This is a genomic window from Vibrio sp. 10N.222.52.B7 (genome assembly GCF_041474275.1).
Classification (GTDB): Bacteria; Pseudomonadota; Gammaproteobacteria; order Enterobacterales; family Vibrionaceae; genus Vibrio; species Vibrio crassostreae_C.
The window spans coordinates 1-25983 of the sequence record NZ_JBFRTU010000022.1 but is presented as its reverse complement, the minus strand read 5'-3'; the positions used below and the strand labels follow the sequence as shown (position 1 = coordinate 25983).

The following is a 25983-nucleotide window of genomic DNA, read 5'->3' as shown; positions in this document are numbered from 1 at the left end:
CCTTCCATGATATTAAAAGCACATAATAAAACGCTCGTTTTAGACCGCCCACATGTGATGGGTATCCTCAATGTTACGCCTGACTCTTTCTCTGATGGCGGAAAATTCAATTCATTAGATAATGCTTTACTGCAAGCAGAGCGAATGATTCAAGCTGGTGTTAGCATTATTGACATTGGTGGTGAATCAACTCGCCCGGGAGCGCCTGACGTTCCTTTAGAAGAAGAGCTCGCTCGCGTTATTCCTGCCATTAAAGCAATTCGCGCTAAGTTTGATGTGTGGATCTCCATTGATACCAGTAAAGCTGAAGTGATGCGCCAAGCCGTTGAAGCGGGGGCTGATTTGATCAATGATGTGCGCGCACTGCAAGAGCCCGGAGCTTTAGAAGCGGCCGCCGATGCTAATGTGCCCGTTTGCCTGATGCACATGAAAGGTCAGCCAAGAACCATGCAAGCTAACCCTAATTACGATGATGTCCTAATGGATGTTGAAGCGTTCTTAAAAGAAAGGGTGGAGGCTTGTGAGGCTGTTGGTATATCAAAAGATCAGCTGATTCTGGATCCTGGTTTTGGTTTTGGTAAAACCATTGAGCATAATTACCACCTATTAGCGCACCTTGAAAAGTTTCATTCGTTAGGCTTACCTGTTTTAGCGGGGATGTCGAGAAAATCGATGATCTTTAAATTGCTAGACAAGGTTCCGGCCGACTGCATGGTCGCAAGCGTCACTTGCGCGACGATTGCCGCGATGAAAGGCGCACAAATTATTCGCGTTCATGATGTCGAGGAGACACTGGAAGCGATGAAAATAATCGAAGTGATGAACAACAATCACTAAATATAATTAAGGAAAATCACTATGTCTGATAAAAGACGTTATTTCGGCACAGATGGTGTGCGTGGCAAAGTAGGCCAGTACCCGATTACACCTGATTTTGTTCTGAAGCTTGGCTGGGCTGCGGGTCGTGTTCTTGCGAAGCAAGGCACAAAGAAAGTCATCATTGGTAAAGATACTCGTATCTCTGGTTACATGCTTGAGTCAGCGCTAGAAGCTGGCCTTGCTGCTGCTGGTCTTCAGGCTACGTTTACTGGCCCAATGCCAACACCTGCTGTGGCTTACCTAACTCAAACCTTCCGCGCTGAAGCCGGTATTGTTATCTCTGCATCACACAACCCATACTACGATAACGGTATCAAGTTCTTCTCTTCTGAGGGAACAAAACTGCCGGACGATATCGAGTTGGCAATTGAAGCAGAGTTGGATAAAGACATCGAATGTGTTGATTCTTCAGAGCTAGGTAAAGCAGTACGTTTGAACGATGCGGCTGGCCGTTACATCGAGTTCTGTAAAAGTACGTTCCCACATAAAATGACATTAGCTGGCATGAAGATCGTTATCGATTGTGCACATGGTGCGACTTACCACATTGCGCCTGCTGTATTTAAAGAACTGGGTGCTGAGGTCGTTGCGATTGGTGTTGAGCCAAACGGTACTAACATCAACCACGAAGTCGGTGCGACGGATGTACGTGCTCTGCAAGCAAAAGTGCTTGAAGAAAAAGCGGCATTAGGTCTTGGCTTTGATGGTGATGGTGACCGTATCATCATGGTTGACGAGCTAGGCAACAAAGTTGATGGCGACCAAATCGCTTACATTATTGCTCGTGATGCACTGCGTCGCGGTGAGTTGAAAGGCGGCGTTGTTGGTACACTAATGACCAACCTGGGTATGGAAAACGGCCTTAAGCAGTTAGGTATTCCGTTTGTACGTGCTGCTGTTGGTGACCGTTACGTAATGGAACAGCTTCTTGCTAAAGGCTGGAAGATCGGCGCTGAAAACTCGGGGCACGTTATCCTACTAGATAAAGTGACGACGGGTGATGCTATCGTTGCTGCTCTGCAAGTTTTGGCTTCAGTTGTTGATAGCGAAATGACACTGAATGAGTTGTCTCAGGGCATGACGTTGTACCCTCAAGTTCTAGAAAACGTTCGTTTCAGCGGAGATTCAAACCCACTAGAAGCCGAAGCGGTAAAAGCAGCGGTTGTTGAAGTAGAAGCAGAGCTTGGCGAGAAAGGCCGTGTACTATTACGCAAGTCTGGTACCGAGCCACTACTGCGTGTCATGGTTGAAGGCGAAGATGCAGAGCTTGTTCAAGCATCAGCGCTTAAGATTGCAGATGCAGTAAAAGCAAACTGCTAATTTAACCTTTTACTTAGCTGGCGCAGCGAATAGCGCTTGTGATTAGAAGTGGTTGACTTATATCACGGTCAAAAGATATCACGGTCAAAAGAGACATAAATGAGTTTTGTGTCGCTTTTGACCTTTTTTTGACCATTCACTTGGTAAAGGCTTATTTTTTAGCAAATTCTCCTTGTCAGCCATCGTCGCATTCGCTAGTATTGCTCGGCCTTCAGTTAGGAGGTCGCTAGCCTTGTTCTTAAAAATAGTTTTTTGAACGGCGCTGGCTCAACAATTAGGAACATAGGTGGAAAAATGTTTACAGTTCTACTTGTGATTTACCTGTTGGCAGCGCTTGGTGTAATTGGCCTAGTGTTGATTCAACAAGGTAAAGGCGCAGATATGGGAGCCTCTTTCGGTGCTGGCGCTTCAAACACTGTGTTTGGTGCTGGTGGCTCAGGAAATTTCCTTACCCGAATGACTGCAATTTTTGCAACTACATTTTTTATCCTTAGCTTAGTGCTTGGTAATATGTCTACACATAAAACTGAGTCACAATGGATTGACCCGACCCAAGGTCAGGTGATTCAACAAGCTGATGATGCAGTGAGTGAAGTTCCGGCGCAAGGCGACGAAATTCCACAATAATCTGTAAAGATTTGATGCCGAGATGGTGAAATTGGTAGACACGCTAGCATGAGGTGCTAGTGCCTTAGGGTGTGAGGGTTCGAGTCCCTCTCTCGGCACCATGTTTACAAACTTGTAAAACATCTTGTTGGGCGTATAATGCTCGCAAGTCGGACGCGGGATGGAGCAGTTTGGTAGCTCGTCGGGCTCATAACCCGAAGGTCGTCGGTTCAAATCCGGCTCCCGCAACCAATTTCAATGCTATTATATAGCTTGTATTGGTAGCAAGTTTGCACAGTGTGAACCTCACTGTGAGTTAGGTGCGATATCGAATGTGATGGCACTTAACATATAAGGGTCCAGCAACAAAAACCCCGGCTTATACGGGGTTTTTTGTTATCTAAGCATTTGTAAATGTATTTAGATAATGTTTGCTTGGAATTTAAATTGGGCTTTGAGCCCTTTTTTTGTTTCTGGAGTGGTTAAATGACTGGTTTAGAAAGACAACTTACTGAAATGCTTGACGCTCCAGTAGCAGCATCAGGTTATGAGTTAGTTGGATTAGAATTTATTCGTGCTGGTGAGCACTCAACGCTACGTATTTACATCGATTCACCAAACGGTATCAATGTAGATGATTGCGCTGAAGTTAGCCACCAAGTAAGTGCCGTAATGGACGTTGAAGATCCAATTTCAGTGGCTTATAACCTTGAAGTGTCTTCACCAGGTTTAGAGAGACCACTGTTCAAAGCAGAGCATTACCAACAATTTATTGGTCACGAGGTAAGCATCGTTTTGAAAATGGCTGTCGGCAACCGTCGTAAATGGAAAGGTGATATCCAATCTATCGAAGGCGAGACAGTGAAAGTATTGGTTGAAGGACAAGAAGAAGAATTCGTCCTGAGCAATATTGCGAAAGCTAACCTGATCCCTAAATTTTAGTTCTCCTAGAGAGAAGAGCTTAAGAGGCTAGATTAATGAACAAAGAAATTTTGGCGGTAGTAGAAGCTGTTTCAAATGAGAAAGCAGTTCCTCGTGAGCGTATTTTTGAAGCGCTTGAAATCGCGCTTGCAACGGCAACAAAAAAGAAAAGCGAACTAGAAATTGAAGTTCGTGTTGAAATTGACCGTAAAACGGGTGATTTCGAAACTTTCCGTCGTTGGGAAGCTGTTGAGGAAGTTGAATTCCCAACAAAAGAAATCTCTATTGAAGCTGCAAAGTACGATGACCCAGAGATCGAACTTGGCGGTTTCATTGAAGATGATATCGAATCAGTAACGTTTGACCGTATTACGACTCAAACGGCTAAGCAAGTTATCGTACAGAAAGTACGTGAAGCTGAACGCGCTCAAATCGTTGAGCAGTTCATCGATAACGAAGGCGAGCTAGTAACTGGCGCAGTTAAGAAAGTTAACCGTGACACTATTATTCTAGACCTAGGTAACAACGCTGAAGCGGTAATCCTTCGTGATGACCAACTTCCTCGTGAAAACTTCCGTCCAGGTGACCGTGTTCGTGGTCTTCTTTACGCAGTTAAACCAGAAGCTCGTGGTTTCCAGCTTTTCGTTACTCGTTCGAAGCCAGAAATGCTAGCTGAACTATTCCGTGTTGAAGTGCCTGAGATTGGTGAAGAGCTAATTGAACTTAAAGGTGCTGCACGTGACGCTGGTTCTCGTGCTAAAATCGCTGTGAAAACAAACGACAAACGTATTGACCCAGTTGGTGCGTGTGTTGGTATGCGTGGCGCACGTGTACAAGCTGTTTCTAACGATCTTGGTGGTGAACGTATCGATATCGTTCTTTGGGATGATAACCCGGCTCAATTCGTAATCAACGCAATGGCTCCTGCTGATGTTGCTTCAATCATCGTTGATGAAGACGCACACTCTATGGATATCGCTGTTGAAGCGGATAACCTAGCACAAGCGATTGGCCGTAGCGGTCAAAACGTACGTCTAGCGTCTCAACTTACTGGTTGGGAACTGAACGTAATGACTGTTGCTGATCTTGAGAAGAAGCACCAAGAAGAAGCAGTTGCCTCTATTGAAAACTTCATGAAGCACCTAGACATTGAAGAAGACTTTGCTCAAATGCTTGTTGAAGAAGGCTTCTCTACGCTTGAAGAAGTAGCATACGTTCCTGTGAACGAGCTTCTTGAAGTAGACGGTCTAGACGAAGGTATCGTTGAAGAACTACGTAACCGCGCAAAAGACGCACTGACTACTCTAGCGCTAGCGAAAGAAGAAACTTTCGACGGTGTTGAGCCTGCTGAAGACTTACTTGCACTTGAAGGTCTTGAGCGTGAAATGGCTTACAAGCTAGCAGCAAAAGGCGTTGCGACACTGGAAGACCTAGCTGACCAAGGCGTTGATGAACTAGAAGGCATCGAAGACCTAACTGCAGAGCGTGCAGGCGAGCTAATTATGGCTGCGCGTAACATCTGTTGGTTCGGCGACGAAGAATAATTCAGCAAGGAGAGAAAGCGGTATGACACAATTAACAGTTAAAGCACTGAGTGAAGAGATTGGTACGCCAGTTGACCGCTTAATTGAACAACTTGCTGATGCAGGCATGAAGAAAGCAGGGTCGGATCAAGTGACTGATTCAGAGAAGCAAACATTGCTAACGCACCTTAAAAAGGAGCACGGCGATACTTCAGGCGAAACAGAACCGACTCGTTTAACTCTTCAACGCAAGACCCGCAGCACGCTAAGTGTTGCCGCTGGAGGCGGTAAGAGTAAGGATGTTCAAGTAGAGGTACGTAAAAAGCGTACTTACGTGAAGCGCAGCACTATTGAAGATGAAGCGAAACGTGAAGCTGAGGAAGTAGCTAATCGTGAAGCGGAAGAGAAAGCACAACGCGATGCTGAAGAGCAAGCGAAACGTGATGCTGCAGAGAAAGCACAGCGCGAAGCTGAAGAAAAAGTAACACGTGAAGCGGATGCAAAACGTGAAGCTGAAGAGAAGGCTCAACGCGCACAAGCTGAAAAGGCTAAAAAAGACATGAATTCAAAAAATGCAGACGCTAACGCACAAGCGAAAAAAGAAGCGGATGAACTTAAAGCTCGTCAAGAGCTAGAAGCAACTCGTAAAGCAGAAGCTGAAGCAGCTAAGCTTGTTGAAGAAGCTCGTAAGTTAGCAGAAGAGAACCAAGAACGTTGGTCTGAAGAAGAGAAGAAGAAGAAAGAGCAAGAGAAATCTGCGGATTACCATGTGACTACTTCTACTTACGCTCGTGAAGCTGAAGATGCGGCAGATAAGAAAGATGAGAAAGCACCTCGTCGTCGCAAGAAGAAAGCAGCTCCTGCTAACCAACCTGCAAACAACCGTGGTGGTCGTAACCAGCGTGGTCGTGGCGGTAAAGGTAAGCTTGCTAAACCAACTTCAATGCAGCAAGGCTTCGATAAGTCAGCAACTGTTGCTAAATCTGACGTTGCTATCGGCGAAACTATCGTTGTTTCTGAACTGGCTAGCAAAATGTCAGTTAAAGCAACTGAAGTTATCAAAGTAATGATGAAGATGGGCGCTATGGCGACTATCAACCAAGTGATCGACCAAGAAACAGCACAACTTGTTGCTGAAGAAATGGGTCACAAGGTAATCCTACGTAAAGAAAACGAACTTGAAGAAGCAGTACTAGCTGACCGTGATAGCGATGCTATCGCTGAAGGTCGTGCTCCTGTTGTTACTATCATGGGTCACGTTGACCACGGTAAAACTTCAACACTTGATTACATTCGTAAAGCACACGTTGCTTCTGGCGAAGCTGGCGGTATCACGCAGCACATTGGTGCTTACCACGTAGATACTGACAACGGTATGATCACTTTCCTTGATACTCCTGGACACGCGGCGTTTACAGCTATGCGTGCTCGTGGTGCTCAAGCGACAGATATCGTTGTACTTGTAGTTGCAGCAGACGATGGCGTAATGCCACAAACAATCGAAGCAATCCAGCACGCGAAAGCGGCAGGCGTTCCTCTGATTGTTGCTGTGAACAAGATCGATAAAGAGGGTGCAAACCCAGACAACGTTAAGAATGAGCTAGCTCAATACGACGTTATCCCTGAAGAATGGGGTGGTGAGAACATCTTCGTTCACATCTCTGCTAAACAGGGTACAAACATCGATGGTCTTCTAGAAGCTATCCTTCTTCAGTCTGAAGTTCTTGAACTTACAGCGGTTAAAGAAGGCATGGCGTCTGGTGTTGTTGTTGAATCTCGTCTTGATAAAGGTCGTGGTCCAGTTGCAACAGTACTAGTACAGTCTGGTACTCTAAACAAAGGCGATATCGTTCTTTGTGGTCAAGAGTACGGCCGTGTTCGTGCAATGCGTGATGAAAACGGTAAAGACATCGAAACTGCAGGTCCATCTATTCCTGTAGAAATTCTAGGTCTTTCTGGTGTTCCTTCGTCAGGCGATGAAGCGACTGTTGTACGTGATGAGCGTAAAGCACGTGAAGTTGCGAACTACCGTCAAGGTAAATTCCGTGATGTTAAACTAGCTCGCCAACAAAAAGCGAAACTAGAGAACATGTTCGCGAACATGACGGCTGGCGAAGTTGCTGAGCTTAACGTGGTACTTAAAGCTGACGTTCAAGGTTCTGTAGAAGCGATTGCTGACTCTCTACTGAAACTGTCAACTGACGAAGTGAAAGTGAACATCGTAGGTTCTGGTGTTGGTGGTATTACTGAAACTGATGCAACGCTTGCTGCAGCTTCTAACGCTATCATCCTTGGTTTCAACGTTCGTGCTGACGCAACTGCGCGTAACACGGTTCAGAACGAAAACCTAGATCTACGTTACTACTCAATCATTTACCAACTAATTGACGAAGTTAAACAGGCGATGGGCGGTATGCTTGCTCCTGAATTCCGTCAAGAGATCATTGGTCTTGCACAAGTTCGTGACGTATTTAAGTCGCCTAAACTTGGTGCAATCGCTGGTTGTATCGTGACTGAAGGTACGATTAAGCGTAGCAACCCAATCCGTGTACTTCGTGAAAACGTTGTTATCTACGAAGGTGAACTAGAGTCACTTCGTCGCTTTAAAGATGACGTTCAAGAAGTTAAGAACGGTTACGAGTGTGGTGTCGGCGTTAAGAACTACAACGACGTTCGCGTTGGTGACCAGATCGAAGTATTCGAAATCGTTGAGGTTAAACGTACTCTAGACTAATCAGTCTGTACGACTCGACATATTGACTAAGGTTACTAACATTACTAGTAAAGGTAATAAGTAATCGGTTGTTGAATACACCATGGGGGGCTGGTTATTACCAAGCCCCCCATCTTTCTAAGTGAGAAAAGAAAATGTCAAAAGAATTTAGCCGCACACAACGTGTGTCTCAGCAGCTTCAAAAAGAGCTTGCGCTTATCCTACAACGTGAAGTTCGTGACTCACGTATTGGTATGGTAACTATCTCAGACGTAGAAGTGTCTCGTGACCTTGCTTACGCAAAAGTGTTCGTGACTTTCCTATGTGTTGGTGAGCAAACACCGGAATCATGCCTTAAAGCTCTTAAAGAGCATGAAGTGCCAGTTCGTATGGCTCTTGGTAAGCGTATTCGCCACCGTCTAACGCCTGAAGTTCGTTTTACTTACGACAACACACTAGTAGAAGGCATGCGTATGTCTAACCTAGTAAGTGAAGTTCTGAACGATGATAAGCGTAAGCAAGAAGAAGCTGGCCGCACTGACGAAGCTCAGTCTAAGGGCGAAGAGTAATGGCTCGCCGTCGTAAAGGTCGCCCTATCAACGGGGTAATTCTATTAGATAAGCCGACTGGCATTTCGTCTAATGATGCACTGCAAAAAGTAAAGCGTATTTACTTTGCAGAGAAGGCAGGGCACACCGGTGCTCTGGATCCTCTTGCGACTGGCATGCTGCCAATTTGTCTTGGTGAAGCAACGAAGTTCTCTCAGTTTCTTCTAGATTCTGATAAGCGCTACGTTGTTATCGCTAAGCTTGGTGAGCGTACCAATACCTCTGACTCTGATGGTGAAGTGGTAGAGACACGTGATGTTAACGTGACTCAAGAACAGCTTGAACGTTGCATTGCGAGCTTCAAGGGTGAAACCGATCAGATACCATCAATGTTTTCGGCATTGAAGTATCAAGGTAAGCCTTTGTACGAATACGCACGTGCAGGTATCGAGGTTCCTCGTGAGTCTCGTAAGATCACTGTGTACTCTATTGAACTGCTTCGCTTTGAAGGTGATGAAGTTGAAATGGAAGTGCACTGTTCGAAAGGCACATACATCCGCACAATTACCGACGACCTTGGTGAAATGCTAGGTTGTGGTGCTCACGTGACCATGCTTCGTCGTACAGGTGTCGCAAAGTACCCATACGAGCGTATGGTGACTTTGGAGCAGTTAAACGAGATCCTAGAGCAAGCACAGGCGCAAGAAATTGCACCGAAAGAGCTGCTTGATCCACTGCTGATGCCAATGGACACTGCCGTTGAAGACTTACCAGAAGTAAACCTGAACGCGGAACTGACTGACCTAGTTCAGCACGGTATGCCAGTTCAGGTTGCTGGTGCGCCAACTGAAGGCACGGTTCGTATGACAAGTGGCGAAGAGAAGCTGTTTGTCGGCGTAGCTCAGATTGCTGAAGATGGCCGAGTTGCACCGAAGCGTTTGGTTGTTTTCAGAGATGAAGAGCCACAAGCGTAGCGCTTACATCGGATCTTAGCGCTGAGTCGTGAAAAGCGAGCAAATAAGATAGAAAGCGAACGCCTAATTTAGGTGGTTCGCTTTTTTCGTTTTTAATGGGTTCGATTGTTATTGCACCAACTGACAAACTTCCCTATAATCCTCGGCTCGCGTAGCGGCTGAATCAGAGATTGGCTGCTACAAATATAAACTTACTCTTATCAGGAGAGAATTATGTCTCTGAATGCAGAAACTAAAGCAGCAATCGTTGCAGAATACGCACAATCTGAAGGCGACACAGGTTCACCAGAAGTACAAGTAGCACTACTTACTGCTTCTATCAACCACCTACAAGGTCACTTCAAAGCGCACAAACACGATCACCACAGCCGTCGTGGTCTACTACGTATGGTTTCTAGCCGTCGTAAGCTTCTTGATTACTTGAAAGGCAAAAACCTTGCTCGTTACCAAGACCTAATCAAGCGTCTAGGCCTACGTCGCTAATAGCGATGTCTGCAAAGACAGTTTGAAGAAAAGGAGCATTTATGCTCCTTTTTTTGTGCCTGTAAGAAAATGCTAGGCTGGATGCTCAGAATATCATCTGGCTTTTTCTGATAGGAAATATATCTCCTAATAAAAATAGTTTATACTACGCCCGCCTATAGCGTTTTCAGCGTTTGGCAATCAACCTCTCAAGAGATTACAGTCACAGATGTCGGCCAATAGGTCGCGACTATTCAAAGGCGGATTTGGTCTTAATTCGGCGTATGAACACATACAAAGAGTCACCATCCTAAGTCCCTTTTCACTAGTCGCGATTGGTAATGTCTTGAGTCATTATTCACTTAATCTAAAGTCTGACTTTAGAGCTAAGGATATACAATGTTTGAAAAACCAGTTGTAAAATCGTTCCAGTACGGTAACCACACCGTTACTCTAGAAACGGGCGTAATTGCACGTCAAGCTACTGCTGCTGTAATGGCGACTATGGACGATACTTCAGTATTCGTTTCTGTTGTTGCTAAGAAAGAAGCAGTTGCAGGTCAAGACTTCTTCCCACTAACAGTAAACTACCAAGAGCGTACATACGCTGCGGGTAAAATCCCTGGTGGTTTCTTCAAGCGTGAAGGTCGTCCATCTGAAGGCGAAACACTAACAGCTCGTCTGATTGACCGTCCAATTCGTCCACTTTTCCCAAGTGCGTTTAAAAACGAAGTTCAAGTTATCGCTACGGTTGTTTCTATCAACCCTGACGTAAACCCAGACATGATCACTATGATCGCAACATCTGCTGCGCTTGCTATCTCTGGTGCTCCATTCAATGGTCCTATCGGTGCTGCACGTGTTGGTCACATCGACGGCGAACTTGTTCTTAACCCATCAAATACTGAGCTTGAAAACTCTAAACTAGACCTAGTTGTGTCTGGTACAGAAGGCGCAGTACTTATGGTTGAATCTGAAGCAGATAACCTATCTGAAGAAGAAATGCTTTCAGCTGTTGTTTACGGTCACGACCAACAACAAGTTGTAATCAAAGCAATCAACGAGTTTGCTGCTGAAGTTGCAACTCCATCTTGGAACTGGGAAGCACCAGCAGTTAACACTGAGCTTAAAGCTCAAGTTGCTGAACTTGCTGAAACTCGTCTATCTGACGCGTACCAGATCACTGAGAAAATGGCTCGTTACGAGCAAGTTGGCGTAATCAAGAACGACGTTGTTGAAGCTCTAATTGCACAAGACGAAAACCTAGATGAGCGCGAAATCCGCGGCATGCTTGGTTCTCTAGAGAAAAACGTAGTACGTAGCCGCATCATCGCTGGCAACCCACGTATCGATGGCCGTGAAAAAGACATGGTTCGTGCGCTAGACGTACGTACTGGTGTTCTTCCACGTACACACGGTTCTTCTCTATTCACTCGTGGTGAAACTCAAGCACTTGTTACTGCAACGCTTGGCACACAACGTGATGCTCAAATCATCGACAGCCTGATGGGTGAGAAGAAAGACAACTTCCTTCTACACTACAACTTCCCTCCATACTGTGTAGGTGAAACTGGTTTCGTTGGTTCTCCTAAGCGTCGTGAAATTGGTCACGGTAAGCTTGCTAAACGTGGTATCCAAGCAGTAATGCCTTCTGTTGAAGAATTCCCATACACAGTTCGTGTTGTATCGGAAATCACAGAATCTAACGGTTCTTCTTCAATGGCTTCTGTATGTGGTACATCTCTAGCTCTTATGGATGCTGGTGTTCCAATCAAAGCTTCTGTTGCGGGTATCGCAATGGGTCTTGTTAAAGAAGGCGACGATTTCGTTGTTCTTTCTGACATCCTTGGCGACGAAGATCACCTAGGTGACATGGACTTTAAAGTAGCAGGTACTAACGCTGGTATCACTGCACTTCAAATGGACATCAAGATCGAAGGTATCACTAAAGAGATCATGCAAATTGCACTTAACCAAGCGCAAGGTGCACGTAAGCACATCCTTTCTGTAATGGATGAAGCTATCTCTGGTGCTCGTGAAGATATCTCTGAATTCGCTCCACGTATCCACACAATGAAAATCAGCTCTGATAAGATCAAAGATGTTATCGGTAAAGGCGGCGCAGTTATCCGTGCTCTTTGTGAAGAAACTGGTACTACAATCGAAATCGAAGACGATGGCACAATCAAGATTGCTGCTACTGAAGGCGCAGCTGCTAAAGAAGCTATCCGTCGTATCGAAGAGATCACAGCTGAAGTTGAAGTTGGCCGCATTTACCAAGGTAAAGTTGCTCGTCTAGCTGACTTCGGTGCATTCGTTACTATCCTTCCAGGTAAAGATGGTCTAGTACACATCTCTCAAATCGCTGACAAGCGCGTTGAGAAAGTGTCTGACTACCTAACTGAAGGTCAAGAAGTTCCTGTTAAGGTTCTTGAAATTGACCGTCAAGGCCGTGTACGTCTAAGCATGAAAGAAGCAGTTGAAACGCCAGCTGAAGGCGAAGCACCTGCTGCTGAGTAATTCTCAGTGTGTCGATGGTGATATCGCTTTTTAGTGATTTCTAACCTATCGTCAACAAAGCATGTTATAAAGGGGAGCATATCGCTCCCCTTTTTTATTGCGGTCATAACAGGAGTAATTATTTGTGAAATGGTTTCAAACCGCGAGTATGTGTTTACTGCTTGTACTAACAGGTTGTGCGACAACATCAGATAACACCTCAAGTTGGGTTTATCCACCGATGGCTGTGCCACTGCAACCAAGCGTTCAGCAAGAAGTTCAAATTGCACGTCTTAGTCAGTTATTACAGCGCCCAGATTTGAACGATGAAGTTCGAGCTAAGATGCTGTTTGAACGTGGTAACTACTACGACAGTGTTGGCCTGCGTGATCTCGCGCGTCTCGACTTCAACCAATCTCTTTCATTGAACCCTGCTCAACCTGATATCTTCAATCTTTTGGGTGTTTACTTTACGCAGGTAGGGGAGTTTGATGCGGCTTATGAATCTTTTGATTCTACGTTAGAGCTTGATCCTGCAAACTCTTACGCAGAAAGGAACCGCTCTATCGCGCTTTACTATGGCGAGCGTTACGACTTAGCCAATGAAGAGATGATGAAGCACTATGCCGACGATCCTAGCGATCCGTTTCGCGCTCTGTGGTTGTACATCATTCAGCATGAGCTGACGCCAGAGCAGGCTAAGCTTGATTTGCAAAAACGTTACGAGAGCCGTGATGAGCAGTGGGGTTGGGTATTAGTCGCGATTATGCTTGATGACATTACTGAAGAGCAGGCTTTCAAGGCGATCTTAACCGGTACTCGTGACAACACGTTACTTGCGCAGCGTCTAACAGAGACGTACTTCTACCTTGCTAAGCGTTACCATATGAATGGTGATTACGCGAATGCTATCTCTTTGTACAAGTTAGCGGTTTCTTTTAACGTGTATGAATACGTAGAACATCGTTACTCTTTCTTAGAGTTAAGCCGTATCTTCACCACACTTAAAGCTGAGCACTTAGCGCAAGTTAAGCTGGCTGAGGCCGAAGAAGAAGCCAACGCTAAGTAAGCAACACATTTTGATTCCGAAAAGCCGCTGTCTGTCAGCGGTTTTTTTATGCTCCTTTTTTATGATCTTCATCTCGTTTTGATTGCTTTTTATTTAAACAACACTAAAATAGTTAGCCTTGCTAACTAAATGCTATTCTTTGATTAGGTGAGTATGCTGAACCAGAATTTAGAAAAGATTGAGCGCTTCGCCTCTAAGATATGGCGCACTCAGGTAAATAAAGATCCTATTTGCCAATTGAGCTTCAATGAATATGACTATTTGAAGGTCATTCAAGCCTCTCCTGAACCGATCCGATTGACAGATCTGGCGATTGAAATGCAAGTAACCAAGCCTTCAGCAACTACTATGGTTCAAAGGTTAGAGAGAAAAGGTCTCGTTGAGCGTAAAGCTTCGCTCGAAGATGCGAGGTCTAAGTTGGTCGTACTGACCAGCAAAGCGGAAGTCGGCTTGGAAGAAGAAAGTAAGATCTATCAGGTCATGGCACAGATACTGGAAAGCCGTTTGTCTGAGCAAGAATCTCAGCAGTTAAACCTATTATTAAATAAAGCTTTAAAGTAAATAATTTAGATATTTAGTTAGCCTTGTTAACTAATTTTTCGAGTCATATCTTGTTGATATGCGACTCACAAATGAAAGTAGAGTAAGAAATGAGTAACTCAATTAGTCGTCAATTTTGGCGATACACAATCCCTACCGTGGCGGCCATGTTGGTTAATGGCCTGTACCAAGTGGTGGATGGCATCTTCATTGGCCGCTATGTGGGGGCTGATGGACTTGCAGGTATCAATGTTGCGTGGCCTGTGATTGGTTCGATTCTTGGTATTGGTATGTTGGTGGGTGTGGGCACAGGTGCGCTTGTCTCGATTCGCCAAGGTGAAAAAGATACTCAAGGCGCTAAGCAGATCTTAGCAACGGGCTTAACCTTGTTGTTAGCGATAACGCCTATTGTCTCTGCATTGCTGTTCTTGTTTGCTGATAACTTCTTGCTTTGGCAGGGCGCTGAAGGGCGAGTGTATGAACTTGGTCTGCAGTACTTACACATTCTGATTGGTGCTAGTGTCTTCACGCTAGGTTCGATCGCGATGCCGTTTCTACTGCGTAACGATGACAGTCCGAACTTAGCGACGATACTGATGATCGTTGGTGCGGTGATTAATATCGTGCTCGATTACCTGTTTATCGCTCTCTATGGCTGGGAGTTGATGGGTGCAGCATTAGCAACAGCGATTGCCCAGTTTGTAGTAACGGCTCTCGGCTTGGCTTACTTCTTCTCGCGTCGAGCAAACCTACGTTTACGTTGGAATGAGTTGAGATTGAAGCTGGATGTGATTCCACAAATCTTCGCCATTGGTACATCAAGCTTCTTTATGTACGCTTATGGTTCGATGATGGTGGCGTTGCACAATGCGTTGTTCTCTCAATATGGCGACCAGTTGATGATCGGTGCTTACGCGATTTTGGGCTACATCGTGACGGTTTATTATCTCACGGCTGAAGGTATCGCCAACGGCATGCAACCTTTGGTGAGCTACAACCATGGTGCGCGTAACCAAGCGAACATCCGTAAGTTACTTAAGATAGCGATGATGAGTTCAGTATTGATTGGTGTGGCGTTCGTGCTACTTCTCAATGCGTTCCCACGGGAGTTTGTATCAGTATTTAACTCAGACGAACCTCAGTTAGTTGAGTACACCGTGTTGGGTATTCGACTACACATGTTTGCACTGGCGCTGGATGGCTTCTTGGTAGTCGCAGCTGCTTACTATCAATCGGTGAACAAGGGCAGCAAGGCGATGTTTGTGACTATAGGTAATATGCTTATCCAACTACCGTTCTTGTACATTATGCCTAAGTTGTATGGTGTGCCGGGGATCTGGATTGCGTACCCACTGTCTAACATCGCACTAAGTGTGGTGGTGATGGTAATGCTCTACAAAGACTTAAAGAAGCTCGATGCCTCACCGATGGAAACAGCGACGGCATAGGCCGTGTTTCTTAAGTCGCATTAAAAAGGTCTAGCGAACGCTAGACCTTTTTTGTATCTGTTGCTGGTTAGTCCAATGCGAGGAACTAGATGTTCTTAACGTCTAAACCTGCAAGCTGATGCCAGTAACCATTACATTGGCGGCTTTCAATCTTCATCGGTTTTTGACCTTGCTCGTTCGCTCTGAAGTTATTGATTTCAGAGAAGGTATCGATACCGAGAGGGCTTAAACGAACCACATCAACCAGGTCGTGCATGTTCGGTAAATCATTGACTAGGTTGTAGCAGTAGCCTGATTGCGTCTGAATACCGTTAAGGTTGAAGACTGATTGGCCTTCTTGGCTTTCTACTTGTAGCCCTGTTGGGTACTTGATACAGCAGGTTTCGCAATCGTCTTTAGCTTTGTTTTCAGCGCGAGCGGTAAAGCAGCGTGCTGAGTAAGCAAGCGGCAGGTAGCCGTGGCTAAACACTTCAACTTCGAACTTGTTACGAATATTTAGCTCTTCGCACTGGGTCATTACGTTGCTTAGCCATTCGCGAGAAAGCTCAACCGGCATACACCAACGCGTCATGCCTTGTTTCAAGAATAGGTTCAGGGTGCGTGCGTTGTAGGTGTTTACTGCCGGGCCAACCACGAAAGGTACTTTGCTTTCGCTGGCCAGTTGAATTGCAGACACATCATTGGCTTCGATCGCAAAGTCACCGTTATCGATGTACTTCTTCATGATGTTGACTTCGCTTGGTGCTTCTAGCAATGCCATGGTGGAAAGTACGACTTGCTTACCTGAAGCCGACAGCTCTTTAGCAATGTCCATCCAGTGTTTCGCTTTCATCTCACGACGCTTTGAACACACCGCTTCACCTAGGTAGATGATATCGGCAGAGCTTGATTTCGCTTGCTCATAGAAGCTTTCAACGTCTTGTTTTGGCCAAAAATAAAGTAGAGGGCCTAATGCGTATTTCATTGAGTTCTCCATTTGGCTCTATTGCCATTTACGGTGATAAGCGCCAAGCGTGGTTTGTGTACCTTCAGATACATTCGCCAGTGTCGCATTCCAAGCTTGTTCCACTTGGTATTGTTCTGGGTTCGCTAAGTAGCGATCGATAGCTGCGCGCCAAGTGCGAGTGACTTGTTCAACATAAGCCGGGCTGCGTTGGCGACCTTCAATCTTCACTGAGGCAACGTTTGCCGCGAAAAGCTCAGGCAACATGGATAGCGTGTTGAGGCTGGTGGGCTCTTCAAGTGCGTGATAGCGCTTACGTTCACCATCGATCTCGGCTTCAAAGCGGCCTTTACACAGCGTTGGGTAACCTGCGTTCTCACCTGCTTCATACTTATCGATAAGGATTTCGTTCAAGCGAGACTCGAGGCCAGTTTCTGTTTCTTGCCAGCGAACGTATTTTGCGGGAGAACAAGCACCAACGGTATTTGGTGATTCGCCTGTCATGTATGAAGAGAGGTAGCAACGGCCTTCTGCCATGATGCACAAGCTACCAAAAGCGAATACTTCAAGGTCAACGTCAGAAGTGATGTTACGAGAAAGCTGTTTGACCTGATGAATCGACAACACACGCGGTAGTACGACACGCTTAACGTTGAAGTTTTTATGGTAGAAGTCGATAGCCGCCGCATTGGTCGCAGATGCTTGCACTGATAGGTGCAGTTCGAGATCTGGATACTTATTTGCTGCGTACTCAAGCACCGCGATGTCTGCGATGATCAGCGCATCAACACCCAGAGCAGCGGCGTTGTCTACGGCATTAGTCCAACGGTCGAAGCCATTTGGGTGAGCAAACGTATTTAGGGCAACATGAATTTTCTTGTTGTGGTCATGCACATACTGCACAGCACGATCGAGCTTTTTACCCGCAAAGTTTAGGCCTGCAAAGTGTCGGGCATTGGTATCGTCTTTGAATCCGATATAGACAGCATCCGCACCACAATCAATAGCGGTTTTCAAAGCAGGTAAGTTACCCGCTGGGCATAAGAGTTCCATTTGCTCACTACCAGTAGAATTAAGTTGAAGCGAGCATTTTATGAAGAATTGTGAATGACGGAATTGATGTAAGGCAGGTTTAGATGGATAAATCTGCTTTTACTCCGTTTGAGGTACTGACGAGTGACCGTTTTACATGTTGGCTTGGTTTAAATATGAGGTACTTGATTAGTTCTTATGACGGCGGTTTTGGGCAAACAACTCTTCGACATCTTGTTTTGGTTGCGGACGGTAGAAGTGGAAGCCTTGAATCGAACTACAGTTGAGGTTCGATAGCAGAGTTGCTTGCTCACTGGTTTCGACACCTTCAGCAACCACGGTCAAATCGAGAGATTTACCTAGGTTGATGATGTTTTCAATTACGGTGATTTGCTTTGGTAGGGTATCGATATCAGAGATGAAAGCACGGTCTATCTTAAGCTCATCAATTGGGAAGCGAGCAAGGTAAGACAGTGAAGAGTAACCTGTACCAAAATCATCAATGGAGAGAGCAAAGCCAAGTTTCTTGATGGCGTTAAGCATTTGGAGTGTGTGTTCACTATCACTCATCACCGCACTTTCCGTTAGCTCGAACGTAATCGCACTTGGATCAAGCTCGGTCGAACGCAGTAGCTTTTCCATGTAATCAATCAGTTTCGGGTTACCAAACTGTTCTGGTGAAAGGTTGATAGCCACTCGACCTGGAAGGATACCTTGCATCTTCCAGCGCTTAACCGTAGCAAATACTTCACGCATTACCACTCGGCCAAGTTGTTCAATAAGCCCTGCTCGTTCCGCCACAGGAATGAACGCGGCCGGACTGATATAACCTTCGACAGGATGCTTCCAACGTACCAGAGCTTCAGCGCCGTTGATGGTGAAATCACGGGCATTCACTTTCGGTTGATACCAAACCTCAAGTCCATTTTGTTGCAGTGCTTTTTGGAGCTCTATCTCAAGCCACAGTCGCATACGCGCTTCTTTATTCATCTGTTCGTTGAACTTGATCAGACGATTACGACCACGATCTTTCGCTTCATACATTGCTGTGTCTGCATTTTGCAGCAAGATACGAGCATCAGTACCATCTTGAGGAAAGCTCACACTACCAATAGAGCAGGCTAAGCGCTTGCTAAAGTGGTGAAGATCGAAGGGTTGATTGATCAGGGAAATGATCTTTTCAGCGAGCATTTCAGGTGTTCGCTGATGTTCAGGTTCTGGAAGGATAATACCAAACTCATCCCCGCCTAAATGTCCAATCACGGCCTTACGAGGCAGTAAGCGTTTAAGACGCGAAGCGACCTCTTTAATCACCTTGTCACCGATGTGATGACCAAGTGAGTCATTGATATTTTTAAAGTTATCAATGTCTAAGTAGAGCATCACCACCGGCGTATCGTTGTGAATGAACTGCTCAAGACGCTTAGTAAACCCAACTCGATTGTAGAGTTTGGTCAGTGCATCTATGTAGGCATCTTCACTGTTTGCTGGTGTGTATTGTTTTGCGGTTTCTTGTGCGTCTTGAATAAGCACCAGCTGAGTGTTGCTTCCAAGAACGGTGGTGGAGTCGATGTTGAGCTGGACCTTACGTTCAAAGCCGCATCGCGCACCCGTTAAGCAAACCAAACCAGACTCAGAAATAATAGAGCTGAGGTTATTATTGAAGACTGTTTTGGTTTGTTCATCGATAAATAGGCGTCCCAGCTGTTCGCCAATTAACTCTGTGGTTGAGTTAAAGCCAAGCAGGCGCGCTGCCGCTGGGTTGGATGACAAGATATAGTCACTTTCAACGAGCAGTAATCCGTCAGGGAGTAGTTGAGATAGTTTGTGGAATTTGGCTTCGGATTCTTCTAAAGAACGGACAAGTACTTGGTTTTCTGATGTGTCGAAGGCGTGAAAGACGATGTAGTCGGTTTTGTTGCCATTGGTAAGCGGAGATAGGCTGAAATGAAGGCTGGTATCGAGGTCTGTTTCGTTGAGGGTGACTTCGGCCTCAATCGTTTCGCCACTGAATGCACGCTCATAGTAAGGCTTGAGATGTTGGTAGAACTGTTCGCCCAATGTTTGGCGATCATTCATGCCTGCAAGCTCTGTTTGACTCAAACCAGCAATATCGCAGTAACGCTCATTCACCATAAAATAGTTATGTTGAGCATCAAGTACTGCAAAAAAGAACGGACTATTTGCAGTTAGCTGGGTAAACCAATGTTGTAGTTGTTGGGGAGGCATCAAAGTACTACCAATTCTCCAAGAGCTTGAATATTCACTATCGATAAATATTTATTACTTTTTGTGTGGCTATCGATATTTACCTGTGAGTGCAGCGATCCGCTGTAATTCTCATTACCTGAGTTACTATAACTGTGATTTTCAGGATATTAAAGGTCGAGTATCAAACAGAAGTTAATTTGATACATAACAGTAACTGAGATCTCAACATCATCTATGATGCATTCCATATTATTGACAAAGTTACGGATAAGTCACGTGATAAACAAGATTCGCACTCAACTAGTTCAAAATGCCGCATCAATTTTGCGATCTCCAGTCCAGTTATTGCCTAAAACAGTACAAAAAAGAGCCTTATTGGAGGCGCTTAAGAATGTATTCAAGGAAGCTTTAGAGGACGGTGACTTTGAGTTTTTAGAAGACAAATGGCTGAAAGTCTCAATAAAAGACATGGGGTTAAGTTGGTGTATTAGCTACAAAAATGAGCAACTGGTTGTAGCTGATAAAGAGGTGGTTGAAGATGTAAGCTTTAGCGGCAATCTTAACGATCTTGTGTTGATTGCGGGACGTAAAGAAGACCCAGATACGCTTTTCTTCCAACGTCGACTGTCTATTGAAGGTGATACAGAGCTCGGTTTAGAGGTCAAAAACTTGATGGATAGCGTAGATTTGGACTTATTGCCGACTCCTATGAAAACTTTGTTAAATCAATTAGCTGATTTTGTGCAGAAGGGAGTACAATCCCCAGATACACAAAGTGAGGTAATGAATGCTTATTCGAACTGAAGCACCGGCAGATATACTTGTCATTGATCGTCTATTGAAATCTGTTTTTGAAACGGATGCAGAAGCTAATTTGGTTATGAGCTTGCGTGAGAATAGTCATTTAACGCTATCGCTGGTGGCTTGCTCTGACGAAGGCGAGGTGGTTGGTCACCTGATGTTTAGCCCAATTACCCTTAAAGGTGACGATCACAACTGGCAGGGGCTTGCACCACTTGCTGTGAAAGAAGAGTTCCGCAACCAAGGCATTGCTAAATCACTGGTTGAAGATGCTTTCTCTACTTTGGTTGATTTTGGTTACCCAGCCTGTGTCGTGCTTGGTGATCCTGCCTATTACGGTCGCTTTGGTTTCAAGGCTGCGAGTGAATTTGGTTTGAGCTGCACTTGGGATGTACCTGAAGGAGCTTTCCAAGCTATCGAGTTAGTTGAAGGTGCGCTTGCAGGGCATTCTGGTGAGATTGCTTACAGTCCTGAGTTCAACGACTTATAAGCTGATTTATCACGCAACAAGATACAAACTGATTTAGTCTAAATAAAGGAGCTTGATGCTCCTTTATTTTTTGTTAGTATCAGCCCTGCTCTAATAAGCGCTCTTTCAATAGAGGCAGCTTTCACAAAACTAGTTCTAACAAACTTCTGGTTTCAATAAACTTTGGCTCCAATAAACTTAAGGTTACTACCGCTAGATATGTCACAAACACACGCGCAACACCTACATGAGATGGGCATTAGCCAATGGGAACTAAGTCACCCAGAGCGTTTAGCAGGTTATGAATCTGAATTGACTCCGCTCTCGAGCGATTGCAAGTTACTGTTGGTTTCGCCTGAAAAACCTCAGGAAGATCTCGCCGTGATGTTTGAGCGAGTACTCAAAAGTATCAAGCTCGACTTATCTCAGGCTTTACACCTTCAACCGCAACACTTGTCTACTGTGGATTTAGGTTCGGTTGAGTGGATATGGTTTGCTGGTTGTGAGTCGGCTCAAGAGCTGAAGGCTAAAACACTTCAATCGCCATTACTGTCTGACATTAACGGTAACAACCAACACCGCCGCGACTTATGGCAACAAATTTGTGCTTATGACTAATCAATTTTTACCGACTTCACAACAACACCTAGACGCCATTTGGAAGATAGAGCAGGCCGCGCATTCTCACCCTTGGTCTGAAAATATGATCCGAGATCTTGATAGCCGAGGCGCTTGTCATCATGTCCTTGAAGTTGATGGACAAGTGGTGGGCTATTTCTTCGCGCAAAACATCGTTGGCGAAGTCACATTGCTTAATATCGCGGTAGACCCAAGCCAGCAAGGCAAAGGGTATGGAAAAGCGTTAACGGAACATTTCCTTGATATGTGTGAGCAAGCTGACGCGGAAAGTGCTTGGCTAGAAGTTCGCGAAAGTAATGTGAACGCGTTTAATCTTTACGAAAAGGCAGGCTTCAACGAAGTTGATCGCCGTCGTAACTATTATCCAACTAAGCAAGGCAACGAAGACGCCATCATTATGAGCTATCTTTTTATGTCTTTTAGCTAGTCATACTGTAGCTTTTAGCTAAGCAGAGGGTACGCGAAAAATAGGGTGTAAACTGACCCTTTAGAAAGTGATACGCTTTCTGTATAATCCGCACACAGAATTCAAGGGCAAGTATTATCTACTTGCCCTTTTTACGCTTTAGATCAGCAAAGGGCGACTATGTCTTTCCAACAAGAAGTGAGCAAACGTAGAACGTTTGCGATTATCTCTCACCCGGATGCGGGTAAAACCACGATTACTGAAAAAGTTCTTTTATTCGGAAACGCGATTCAAAAAGCGGGTACCGTAAAAGGCCGTGGCTCTAACCAGCACGCTAAATCTGACTGGATGGAGATGGAAAAAGAACGTGGTATCTCGGTAACTACGTCGGTAATGCAATTCCCATACAATGATTGCCTAGTAAACCTACTAGATACTCCAGGACACGAAGATTTCTCGGAAGATACGTACCGTACGCTAACAGCGGTTGATTCATGTTTGATGGTTATCGATGCTGCGAAAGGTGTCGAGGATCGTACTCGTAAACTAATGGAAGTAACACGTCTGCGTGATACGCCAATCGTAACGTTTATGAACAAACTTGACCGTGACGTTCGTGACCCAATGGAAGTGCTTGATGAAGTAGAGAGCGAGCTAGGTATGGCTTGTGCTCCAATCTCATGGCCAATTGGTTGCGGTAAAGAGTTTAAAGGTGTTTACCACATTCACCGTGATGAAACGATCTTGTATGAATCTGGCCACGGCCACGAGATCCAAGAAGTTCGTATCATCAAAGGTCTAGATAACCCTGAGCTAGATGAAGCAGTAGGTGCTGATCTTGCGGAAAGCGTACGTGAAGAGCTAGAGCTTGTTATCGGTGCTTGTCCTGAGTTTGACCATGAATTATTCCTAGCGGGTGAACTAACGCCGGTTTACTTCGGTACTGCATTGGGTAACTTTGGTGTTGACCACATGCTTGATGGTCTAACGAAATGGGCTCCAGCACCTCAAACGCGTCAAGCGAACGAGCGTGATGTTGAAGCAACCGAAGAGAAGTTCTCTGGTTTCGTCTTCAAGATCCAAGCAAACATGGACCCTAAACACCGTGACCGTATCGCATTCATGCGTATCGTTTCGGGTACTTACAACCAAGGTATGAAGATGAACCATGTTCGTACAGGCAAGAGTGTAAGTATCTCTGATGCGGTAACCTTTATGGCGGGTGACCGTGCACGTGCTGAAAAAGCATACGCGGGTGATATTATCGGTCTACATAACCACGGTACTATCCAGATTGGTGATACCTTTACTCAAGGTGAGAGCCTTAAGTTCGCTGGTATTCCTAACTTCGCACCTGAGCTATTCCGTCGTATCCGTCTACGCGATCCACTTAAGCAGAAGCAACTTCTAAAAGGCTTAGTTCAGCTTTCAGAAGAGGGCGCAGTACAAGTATTCCGTCCTATGCAAAACAACGACCTGATCGTTGGTGCGGTTGGTGTGCTTCAGTTCGACGTGGTTGTAGCGCGCTTGAAAGCGGAATACAACGTAGAAGCTATCTACGAAGGTGTTAACGTTGCAACAGCTCGTTGGGTTGAATGTGATGACGCTAAGAAACTAGAAGAATTCAAACGTAAGAACCAATCTAACCTTGCGCTAGATGGCGGTGACAACCTGTCTTACATCGCACCAACTATGGTGAACTTGAACCTAGCTTCTGAACGTTTCCCTGAAGTTCAATTCCGAGCGACGCGCGAGCACTAATAGCGACAGTTCTACATAACATTGTTGGATAATATTAAAGCCGAATTGCTTCTAGCATTCGGCTTTTTTGTTACACTAAGAGTACACCGTTTTGATGGAGTAAAGCGTGTTTGATCTCAATTTAGTAAAGCCATTCCTCTCTGTATATCAACAAAGATCGATAACCAAAGCGGCTGAATCGTTAGAGCTAACTCAACCTGCGGTTAGTGCTGCAATCAAGAGGTTTGAAGCGGTGGTAGGCTATGCGTTGTTCGTAAGAGTAGGGCGTTCAATAGAACCAACGTCAATGTCTCACAAACTGGCTGGTCAATTATCTGATGCTTTAGAGTTGATGGAAGGTGCAGTATCAAGAAAGCGTGATTTTACGGTTTATATGCCTGCGAATCTGCTCCACAAAATGCCCATGCTCAATGGTGTTCAGTTAGTTGAATCCCCAATTTCTGTAGAGAATGTTGTCGAGGATATCCGACTCAATCGAGTAGATTTAGTGGTCGATACTGGTTTACCTAAACAGTCAAGTTTAGCGTCTGAATTTGCAACTACTGATAGATTGCTTCTTATGAGTGATCCTGAAAACAGTCAATTTGGTGAGAAGATTTCGATGGATGAGTTTCTTGAAGCACGGCATGTAACCTTGAAGTTACTTCGCCAAGATACTCAAATAGTCGACTTTCTTTCCGAAAAGAGCTTTACTCGTGATGTTGCTATCGAAGTAAGAAACATCACTAACTTGATATTGGCGGTAAAAGGGACTGACTATATTGCAGCTGTTCCGGTTAGCATGATCCATTTAGCAAAAATCATTGGCTTACAAATTCATGAGCCTCCATTCTCAATGCGTCCCGTGGAGTTTGAGTTTTTCTATCACAAGAAGTATCAAACTAATGGGCAACATCAAGAGTTACGAGATGAGCTTAAACAGTTATTAAATAGCTAGAAATCGAAGGCTAAACCGAATTCCACATAGTTTTTGGTTTCAGGGTATATGGTATAGGTAACGGACGGTTTTACGTACTTCAAGTTAAAGAATACAGCTACTTCGTGATAATGAATGTTGGTCCTAGTTTCATTTCTGATATGTCTAGATCTCGTAGTAGTCTCATCTTTAATATAAAAGTCTTGGGTATCTTTTTTGAATCCGATTTCTTGGTTGAATTTGTAAAGAAAGTCAGCATATTGAATCGGGCTCCACAGAGCGCCTGCACTATAATCGAATGTGTCAGAGGTTTTATATTCCATGCATAAGTTTGGAAGACAAGCATTGAAATCTCTGTCCATATAGTTGTAGTTGATATCGCCAAGCAGTGTCCAATTTTCATGAATCAACTTAGCAACAAAAATGCCTGTTGTGATCTCATGTTCGCTGACTTTTACGGTGTTTTCAGTGTAGTACGTGTCCCCTTGCCAGAATGAATATCCCAACCCTGCTTGCCAATAGTCTTGAGTATCAACCTCTCCAAAAACACGCAATTTATCATTGATTTGATAGTTTATATCAAGTGTGGCGACTGTCTTATCATTGTCTGGGCTTTGAGATAAGCTGACGGAAAAGATATCTGTAAAACGCTCAATAGATTCAATAAGGGTGTCATTTGCAGACGAGTAAAAAGGGAAAGTCAAAGCAAGTATTAATAGAAGGCGTTTCATATTCAAATTCCGAATCGCTTTCCTTAGCTAGTGAGTAAAAACACCCGATAATAGCGTTCACTATTATCGGGTGAGCGGGTTCAACTCAGGTTGAATTTTAGCCGCGTAAACGTTGTTGAATAGCGGATTTAGCTTTCTGTAGTTTAGTTGGGTCGATAGATTGAAGCTTGCTACGGTCGATGTTTGAACCATCAAACACATGATCGTGATTCTTTGTTTGAATACGTACACCGTCATCTATTTTTGAAACAGTCGCAACCCATTGACCGTTGCCTTTGACTAAAGAGAATTGGTCAGAAGTAACATCGCCTTCCACACGAAGTAGTGTTTTTTCAAAGTCTCCGTTGCCAATAAATACGAGCTCGCCATCTTTGCGTTGGACAGTACCTACCCACTCGCTGGTGTTTTCGTCGATAATGTGGATTTCGCCGTTAATGATCTTAACTGTCAGGTCACGCTCTTCCATCTCGGGGCGGTCTTCACCGAAATCTGGAGACCAACGAGGTGTATCATCAAAGTCCATATCTGGGTGCTCTGGAGAGGCTGGGAGAGCAGGTCGTGGGCTATCAATT

Annotated in this window: 24 protein-coding genes and 2 tRNA genes; 21 read left to right on the top strand and 5 right to left on the bottom strand. The window is 44.9% G+C overall.

Annotated elements, in window-relative coordinates:
- Nucleotides 1-6 precede the first annotated feature (6 nt).
- The 15 genes from folP to AB4512_RS08605 all read left to right on the top strand — a co-directional run bounded on the left by folP (nucleotide 7) and on the right by AB4512_RS08605 (nucleotide 15502).
- Complete coding sequence (gene folP / locus AB4512_RS08675) at nucleotides 7-837, top strand: dihydropteroate synthase (protein WP_102393175.1); 831 nt, start codon at nucleotides 7-9, stop codon at nucleotides 835-837.
- Nucleotides 838-858: 21 nt separating this feature from the next.
- Nucleotides 859-2199, top strand: a complete 1341-nt coding sequence (glmM, locus tag AB4512_RS08670) for a phosphoglucosamine mutase (RefSeq protein ID WP_017059393.1) — start codon at nucleotides 859-861, stop codon at nucleotides 2197-2199.
- A gap of 294 nt (nucleotides 2200-2493) precedes the next feature.
- Complete coding sequence (secG, locus tag AB4512_RS08665; RefSeq protein WP_017059392.1) at nucleotides 2494-2826, top strand: preprotein translocase subunit SecG; 333 nt, start codon at nucleotides 2494-2496, stop codon at nucleotides 2824-2826.
- A gap of 16 nt (nucleotides 2827-2842) precedes the next feature.
- Nucleotides 2843-2927, top strand: a tRNA-Leu gene (locus tag AB4512_RS08660).
- Between the two features lie 53 nt (nucleotides 2928-2980).
- Nucleotides 2981-3057 (top strand) — tRNA-Met (locus tag AB4512_RS08655).
- A gap of 234 nt (nucleotides 3058-3291) precedes the next feature.
- Complete coding sequence (gene rimP / locus AB4512_RS08650; protein ID WP_004738265.1) at nucleotides 3292-3747, top strand: ribosome maturation factor RimP; 456 nt, start codon at nucleotides 3292-3294, stop codon at nucleotides 3745-3747.
- 35 nt (nucleotides 3748-3782) lie between these two features.
- A complete protein-coding gene (gene nusA, locus AB4512_RS08645; RefSeq protein ID WP_017059230.1) occupies nucleotides 3783-5270 on the top strand; it encodes a transcription termination factor NusA in 1488 nt (495 codons plus the stop codon).
- Nucleotides 5271-5292: 22 nt separating this feature from the next.
- Nucleotides 5293-7983, top strand: coding sequence for a translation initiation factor IF-2 (infB, locus tag AB4512_RS08640; protein ID WP_017059231.1), 2691 nt, complete (start codon nucleotides 5293-5295; stop codon nucleotides 7981-7983).
- Nucleotides 7984-8117: 134 nt separating this feature from the next.
- A complete protein-coding gene (gene rbfA / locus AB4512_RS08635) occupies nucleotides 8118-8531 on the top strand; it encodes a 30S ribosome-binding factor RbfA (protein ID WP_017059232.1) in 414 nt (137 codons plus the stop codon).
- On the top strand, nucleotides 8531-9484 hold the full coding sequence (gene truB, locus AB4512_RS08630; protein WP_017059233.1) for a tRNA pseudouridine(55) synthase TruB: 954 nt from the start codon (nucleotides 8531-8533) through the stop codon (nucleotides 9482-9484). The genes rbfA and truB overlap by 1 nt, the downstream gene beginning before the upstream one ends.
- Nucleotides 9485-9697: 213 nt before the next feature.
- Nucleotides 9698-9967, top strand: coding sequence for a 30S ribosomal protein S15 (rpsO, locus tag AB4512_RS08625; RefSeq protein WP_010436144.1), 270 nt, complete (start codon nucleotides 9698-9700; stop codon nucleotides 9965-9967).
- Nucleotides 9968-10345: 378 nt separating this feature from the next.
- Nucleotides 10346-12466 carry a polyribonucleotide nucleotidyltransferase gene (pnp, locus tag AB4512_RS08620; RefSeq protein WP_017059234.1) on the top strand — a complete coding sequence of 707 codons (2121 nt, stop codon included), beginning with the start codon at nucleotides 10346-10348 and terminating at the stop codon, nucleotides 12464-12466.
- Between the two features lie 124 nt (nucleotides 12467-12590).
- Nucleotides 12591-13514, top strand: coding sequence for a lipoprotein NlpI (gene nlpI, locus AB4512_RS08615; protein ID WP_017059235.1), 924 nt, complete (start codon nucleotides 12591-12593; stop codon nucleotides 13512-13514).
- A gap of 153 nt (nucleotides 13515-13667) precedes the next feature.
- Nucleotides 13668-14075, top strand: a complete 408-nt coding sequence (locus AB4512_RS08610; protein WP_372174759.1) for a MarR family winged helix-turn-helix transcriptional regulator — start codon at nucleotides 13668-13670, stop codon at nucleotides 14073-14075.
- Nucleotides 14076-14164: 89 nt separating this feature from the next.
- Entirely contained in the window at nucleotides 14165-15502 is a 1338-nt protein-coding gene (locus AB4512_RS08605; protein WP_372174758.1) for an MATE family efflux transporter, read from the top strand.
- An 85-nt stretch (nucleotides 15503-15587) separates the two neighbouring features.
- Here AB4512_RS08605 and AB4512_RS08600 read toward each other — a convergent pair whose 3' ends face one another.
- The 3 genes from AB4512_RS08600 to AB4512_RS08585 form a co-directional block, all read right to left on the bottom strand.
- Nucleotides 15588-16466: a U32 family peptidase gene (locus AB4512_RS08600; protein WP_017059237.1), complete on the bottom strand. Its 879-nt coding sequence runs from the start codon at nucleotides 16464-16466 to the stop codon at nucleotides 15588-15590.
- A gap of 18 nt (nucleotides 16467-16484) precedes the next feature.
- A complete protein-coding gene (locus AB4512_RS08595) occupies nucleotides 16485-17498 on the bottom strand; it encodes a peptidase U32 family protein (RefSeq protein ID WP_017068227.1) in 1014 nt (337 codons plus the stop codon).
- Between the two features lie 168 nt (nucleotides 17499-17666).
- Nucleotides 17667-19706 carry a bifunctional diguanylate cyclase/phosphodiesterase gene (locus AB4512_RS08585; protein ID WP_017059239.1) on the bottom strand — a complete coding sequence of 680 codons (2040 nt, stop codon included), beginning with the start codon at nucleotides 19704-19706 and terminating at the stop codon, nucleotides 17667-17669.
- A 258-nt stretch (nucleotides 19707-19964) separates the two neighbouring features.
- Between AB4512_RS08585 and AB4512_RS08580 the strand changes: the two genes are divergently transcribed.
- The 6 genes from AB4512_RS08580 to AB4512_RS08555 all read left to right on the top strand — a co-directional run bounded on the left by AB4512_RS08580 (nucleotide 19965) and on the right by AB4512_RS08555 (nucleotide 24701).
- On the top strand, nucleotides 19965-20492 hold the full coding sequence (locus AB4512_RS08580; RefSeq protein ID WP_029235120.1) for an SCP2 domain-containing protein: 528 nt from the start codon (nucleotides 19965-19967) through the stop codon (nucleotides 20490-20492).
- Nucleotides 20476-20979 carry a GNAT family N-acetyltransferase gene (locus AB4512_RS08575; RefSeq protein WP_017059241.1) on the top strand — a complete coding sequence of 168 codons (504 nt, stop codon included), beginning with the start codon at nucleotides 20476-20478 and terminating at the stop codon, nucleotides 20977-20979. Before AB4512_RS08580 ends, AB4512_RS08575 begins: the two co-directional genes overlap by 17 nt.
- Nucleotides 20980-21177: 198 nt before the next feature.
- Entirely contained in the window at nucleotides 21178-21576 is a 399-nt protein-coding gene (locus tag AB4512_RS08570) for a DNA polymerase III subunit psi (RefSeq protein WP_372174757.1), read from the top strand.
- Complete coding sequence (gene rimI, locus AB4512_RS08565; RefSeq protein WP_017063281.1) at nucleotides 21569-22024, top strand: ribosomal protein S18-alanine N-acetyltransferase; 456 nt, start codon at nucleotides 21569-21571, stop codon at nucleotides 22022-22024. The genes AB4512_RS08570 and rimI overlap by 8 nt, the downstream gene beginning before the upstream one ends.
- Nucleotides 22025-22183: 159 nt before the next feature.
- The gene (gene prfC / locus AB4512_RS08560; RefSeq protein WP_017059244.1) at nucleotides 22184-23764 is read left to right on the top strand and encodes a peptide chain release factor 3; all 1581 of its coding nucleotides are present in this window, start codon (nucleotides 22184-22186) and stop codon (nucleotides 23762-23764) included.
- 106 nt (nucleotides 23765-23870) lie between these two features.
- The gene (locus AB4512_RS08555; RefSeq protein WP_136989294.1) at nucleotides 23871-24701 is read left to right on the top strand and encodes a LysR family transcriptional regulator; all 831 of its coding nucleotides are present in this window, start codon (nucleotides 23871-23873) and stop codon (nucleotides 24699-24701) included.
- On the opposite strand, the gene AB4512_RS08550 is transcribed toward AB4512_RS08555, so the two are convergent.
- Both AB4512_RS08550 and AB4512_RS08545 read right to left on the bottom strand, forming a co-directional pair.
- Nucleotides 24698-25411, bottom strand: coding sequence for a hypothetical protein (locus tag AB4512_RS08550; protein WP_372074593.1), 714 nt, complete (start codon nucleotides 25409-25411; stop codon nucleotides 24698-24700). The genes AB4512_RS08555 and AB4512_RS08550 overlap by 4 nt on opposite strands.
- A 97-nt stretch (nucleotides 25412-25508) precedes the next feature.
- Nucleotides 25509-25983, bottom strand: a 475-nt coding sequence (locus AB4512_RS08545) for a hypothetical protein (RefSeq protein ID WP_372174756.1), incomplete at its 5' end; no start/stop codon positions are given.

Coding starts and splice junctions, on each gene's coding strand:
- folP (WP_102393175.1), top strand. CDS start 7: ATGATATTAAAAGCACATAATAAAACGCTCGTTTTAGACCGCCCACAT.
- glmM (WP_017059393.1), top strand. CDS start 859: ATGTCTGATAAAAGACGTTATTTCGGCACAGATGGTGTGCGTGGCAAA.
- secG (WP_017059392.1), top strand. CDS start 2,494: ATGTTTACAGTTCTACTTGTGATTTACCTGTTGGCAGCGCTTGGTGTA.
- rimP (WP_004738265.1), top strand. CDS start 3,292: ATGACTGGTTTAGAAAGACAACTTACTGAAATGCTTGACGCTCCAGTA.
- nusA (WP_017059230.1), top strand. CDS start 3,783: ATGAACAAAGAAATTTTGGCGGTAGTAGAAGCTGTTTCAAATGAGAAA.
- infB (WP_017059231.1), top strand. CDS start 5,293: ATGACACAATTAACAGTTAAAGCACTGAGTGAAGAGATTGGTACGCCA.
- rbfA (WP_017059232.1), top strand. CDS start 8,118: ATGTCAAAAGAATTTAGCCGCACACAACGTGTGTCTCAGCAGCTTCAA.
- truB (WP_017059233.1), top strand. CDS start 8,531: ATGGCTCGCCGTCGTAAAGGTCGCCCTATCAACGGGGTAATTCTATTA.
- rpsO (WP_010436144.1), top strand. CDS start 9,698: ATGTCTCTGAATGCAGAAACTAAAGCAGCAATCGTTGCAGAATACGCA.
- pnp (WP_017059234.1), top strand. CDS start 10,346: ATGTTTGAAAAACCAGTTGTAAAATCGTTCCAGTACGGTAACCACACC.
- AB4512_RS08610 (WP_372174759.1), top strand. CDS start 13,668: ATGCTGAACCAGAATTTAGAAAAGATTGAGCGCTTCGCCTCTAAGATA.
- AB4512_RS08605 (WP_372174758.1), top strand. CDS start 14,165: ATGAGTAACTCAATTAGTCGTCAATTTTGGCGATACACAATCCCTACC.
- AB4512_RS08600 (WP_017059237.1), bottom strand. CDS start 16,466: ATGAAATACGCATTAGGCCCTCTACTTTATTTTTGGCCAAAACAAGAC.
- AB4512_RS08595 (WP_017068227.1), bottom strand. CDS start 17,498: ATGGAACTCTTATGCCCAGCGGGTAACTTACCTGCTTTGAAAACCGCT.
- AB4512_RS08585 (WP_017059239.1), bottom strand. CDS start 19,706: ATGCCTCCCCAACAACTACAACATTGGTTTACCCAGCTAACTGCAAAT.
- AB4512_RS08575 (WP_017059241.1), top strand. CDS start 20,476: ATGCTTATTCGAACTGAAGCACCGGCAGATATACTTGTCATTGATCGT.
- AB4512_RS08570 (WP_372174757.1), top strand. CDS start 21,178: ATGTCACAAACACACGCGCAACACCTACATGAGATGGGCATTAGCCAA.
- rimI (WP_017063281.1), top strand. CDS start 21,569: ATGACTAATCAATTTTTACCGACTTCACAACAACACCTAGACGCCATT.
- prfC (WP_017059244.1), top strand. CDS start 22,184: ATGTCTTTCCAACAAGAAGTGAGCAAACGTAGAACGTTTGCGATTATC.
- AB4512_RS08550 (WP_372074593.1), bottom strand. CDS start 25,411: ATGAAACGCCTTCTATTAATACTTGCTTTGACTTTCCCTTTTTACTCG.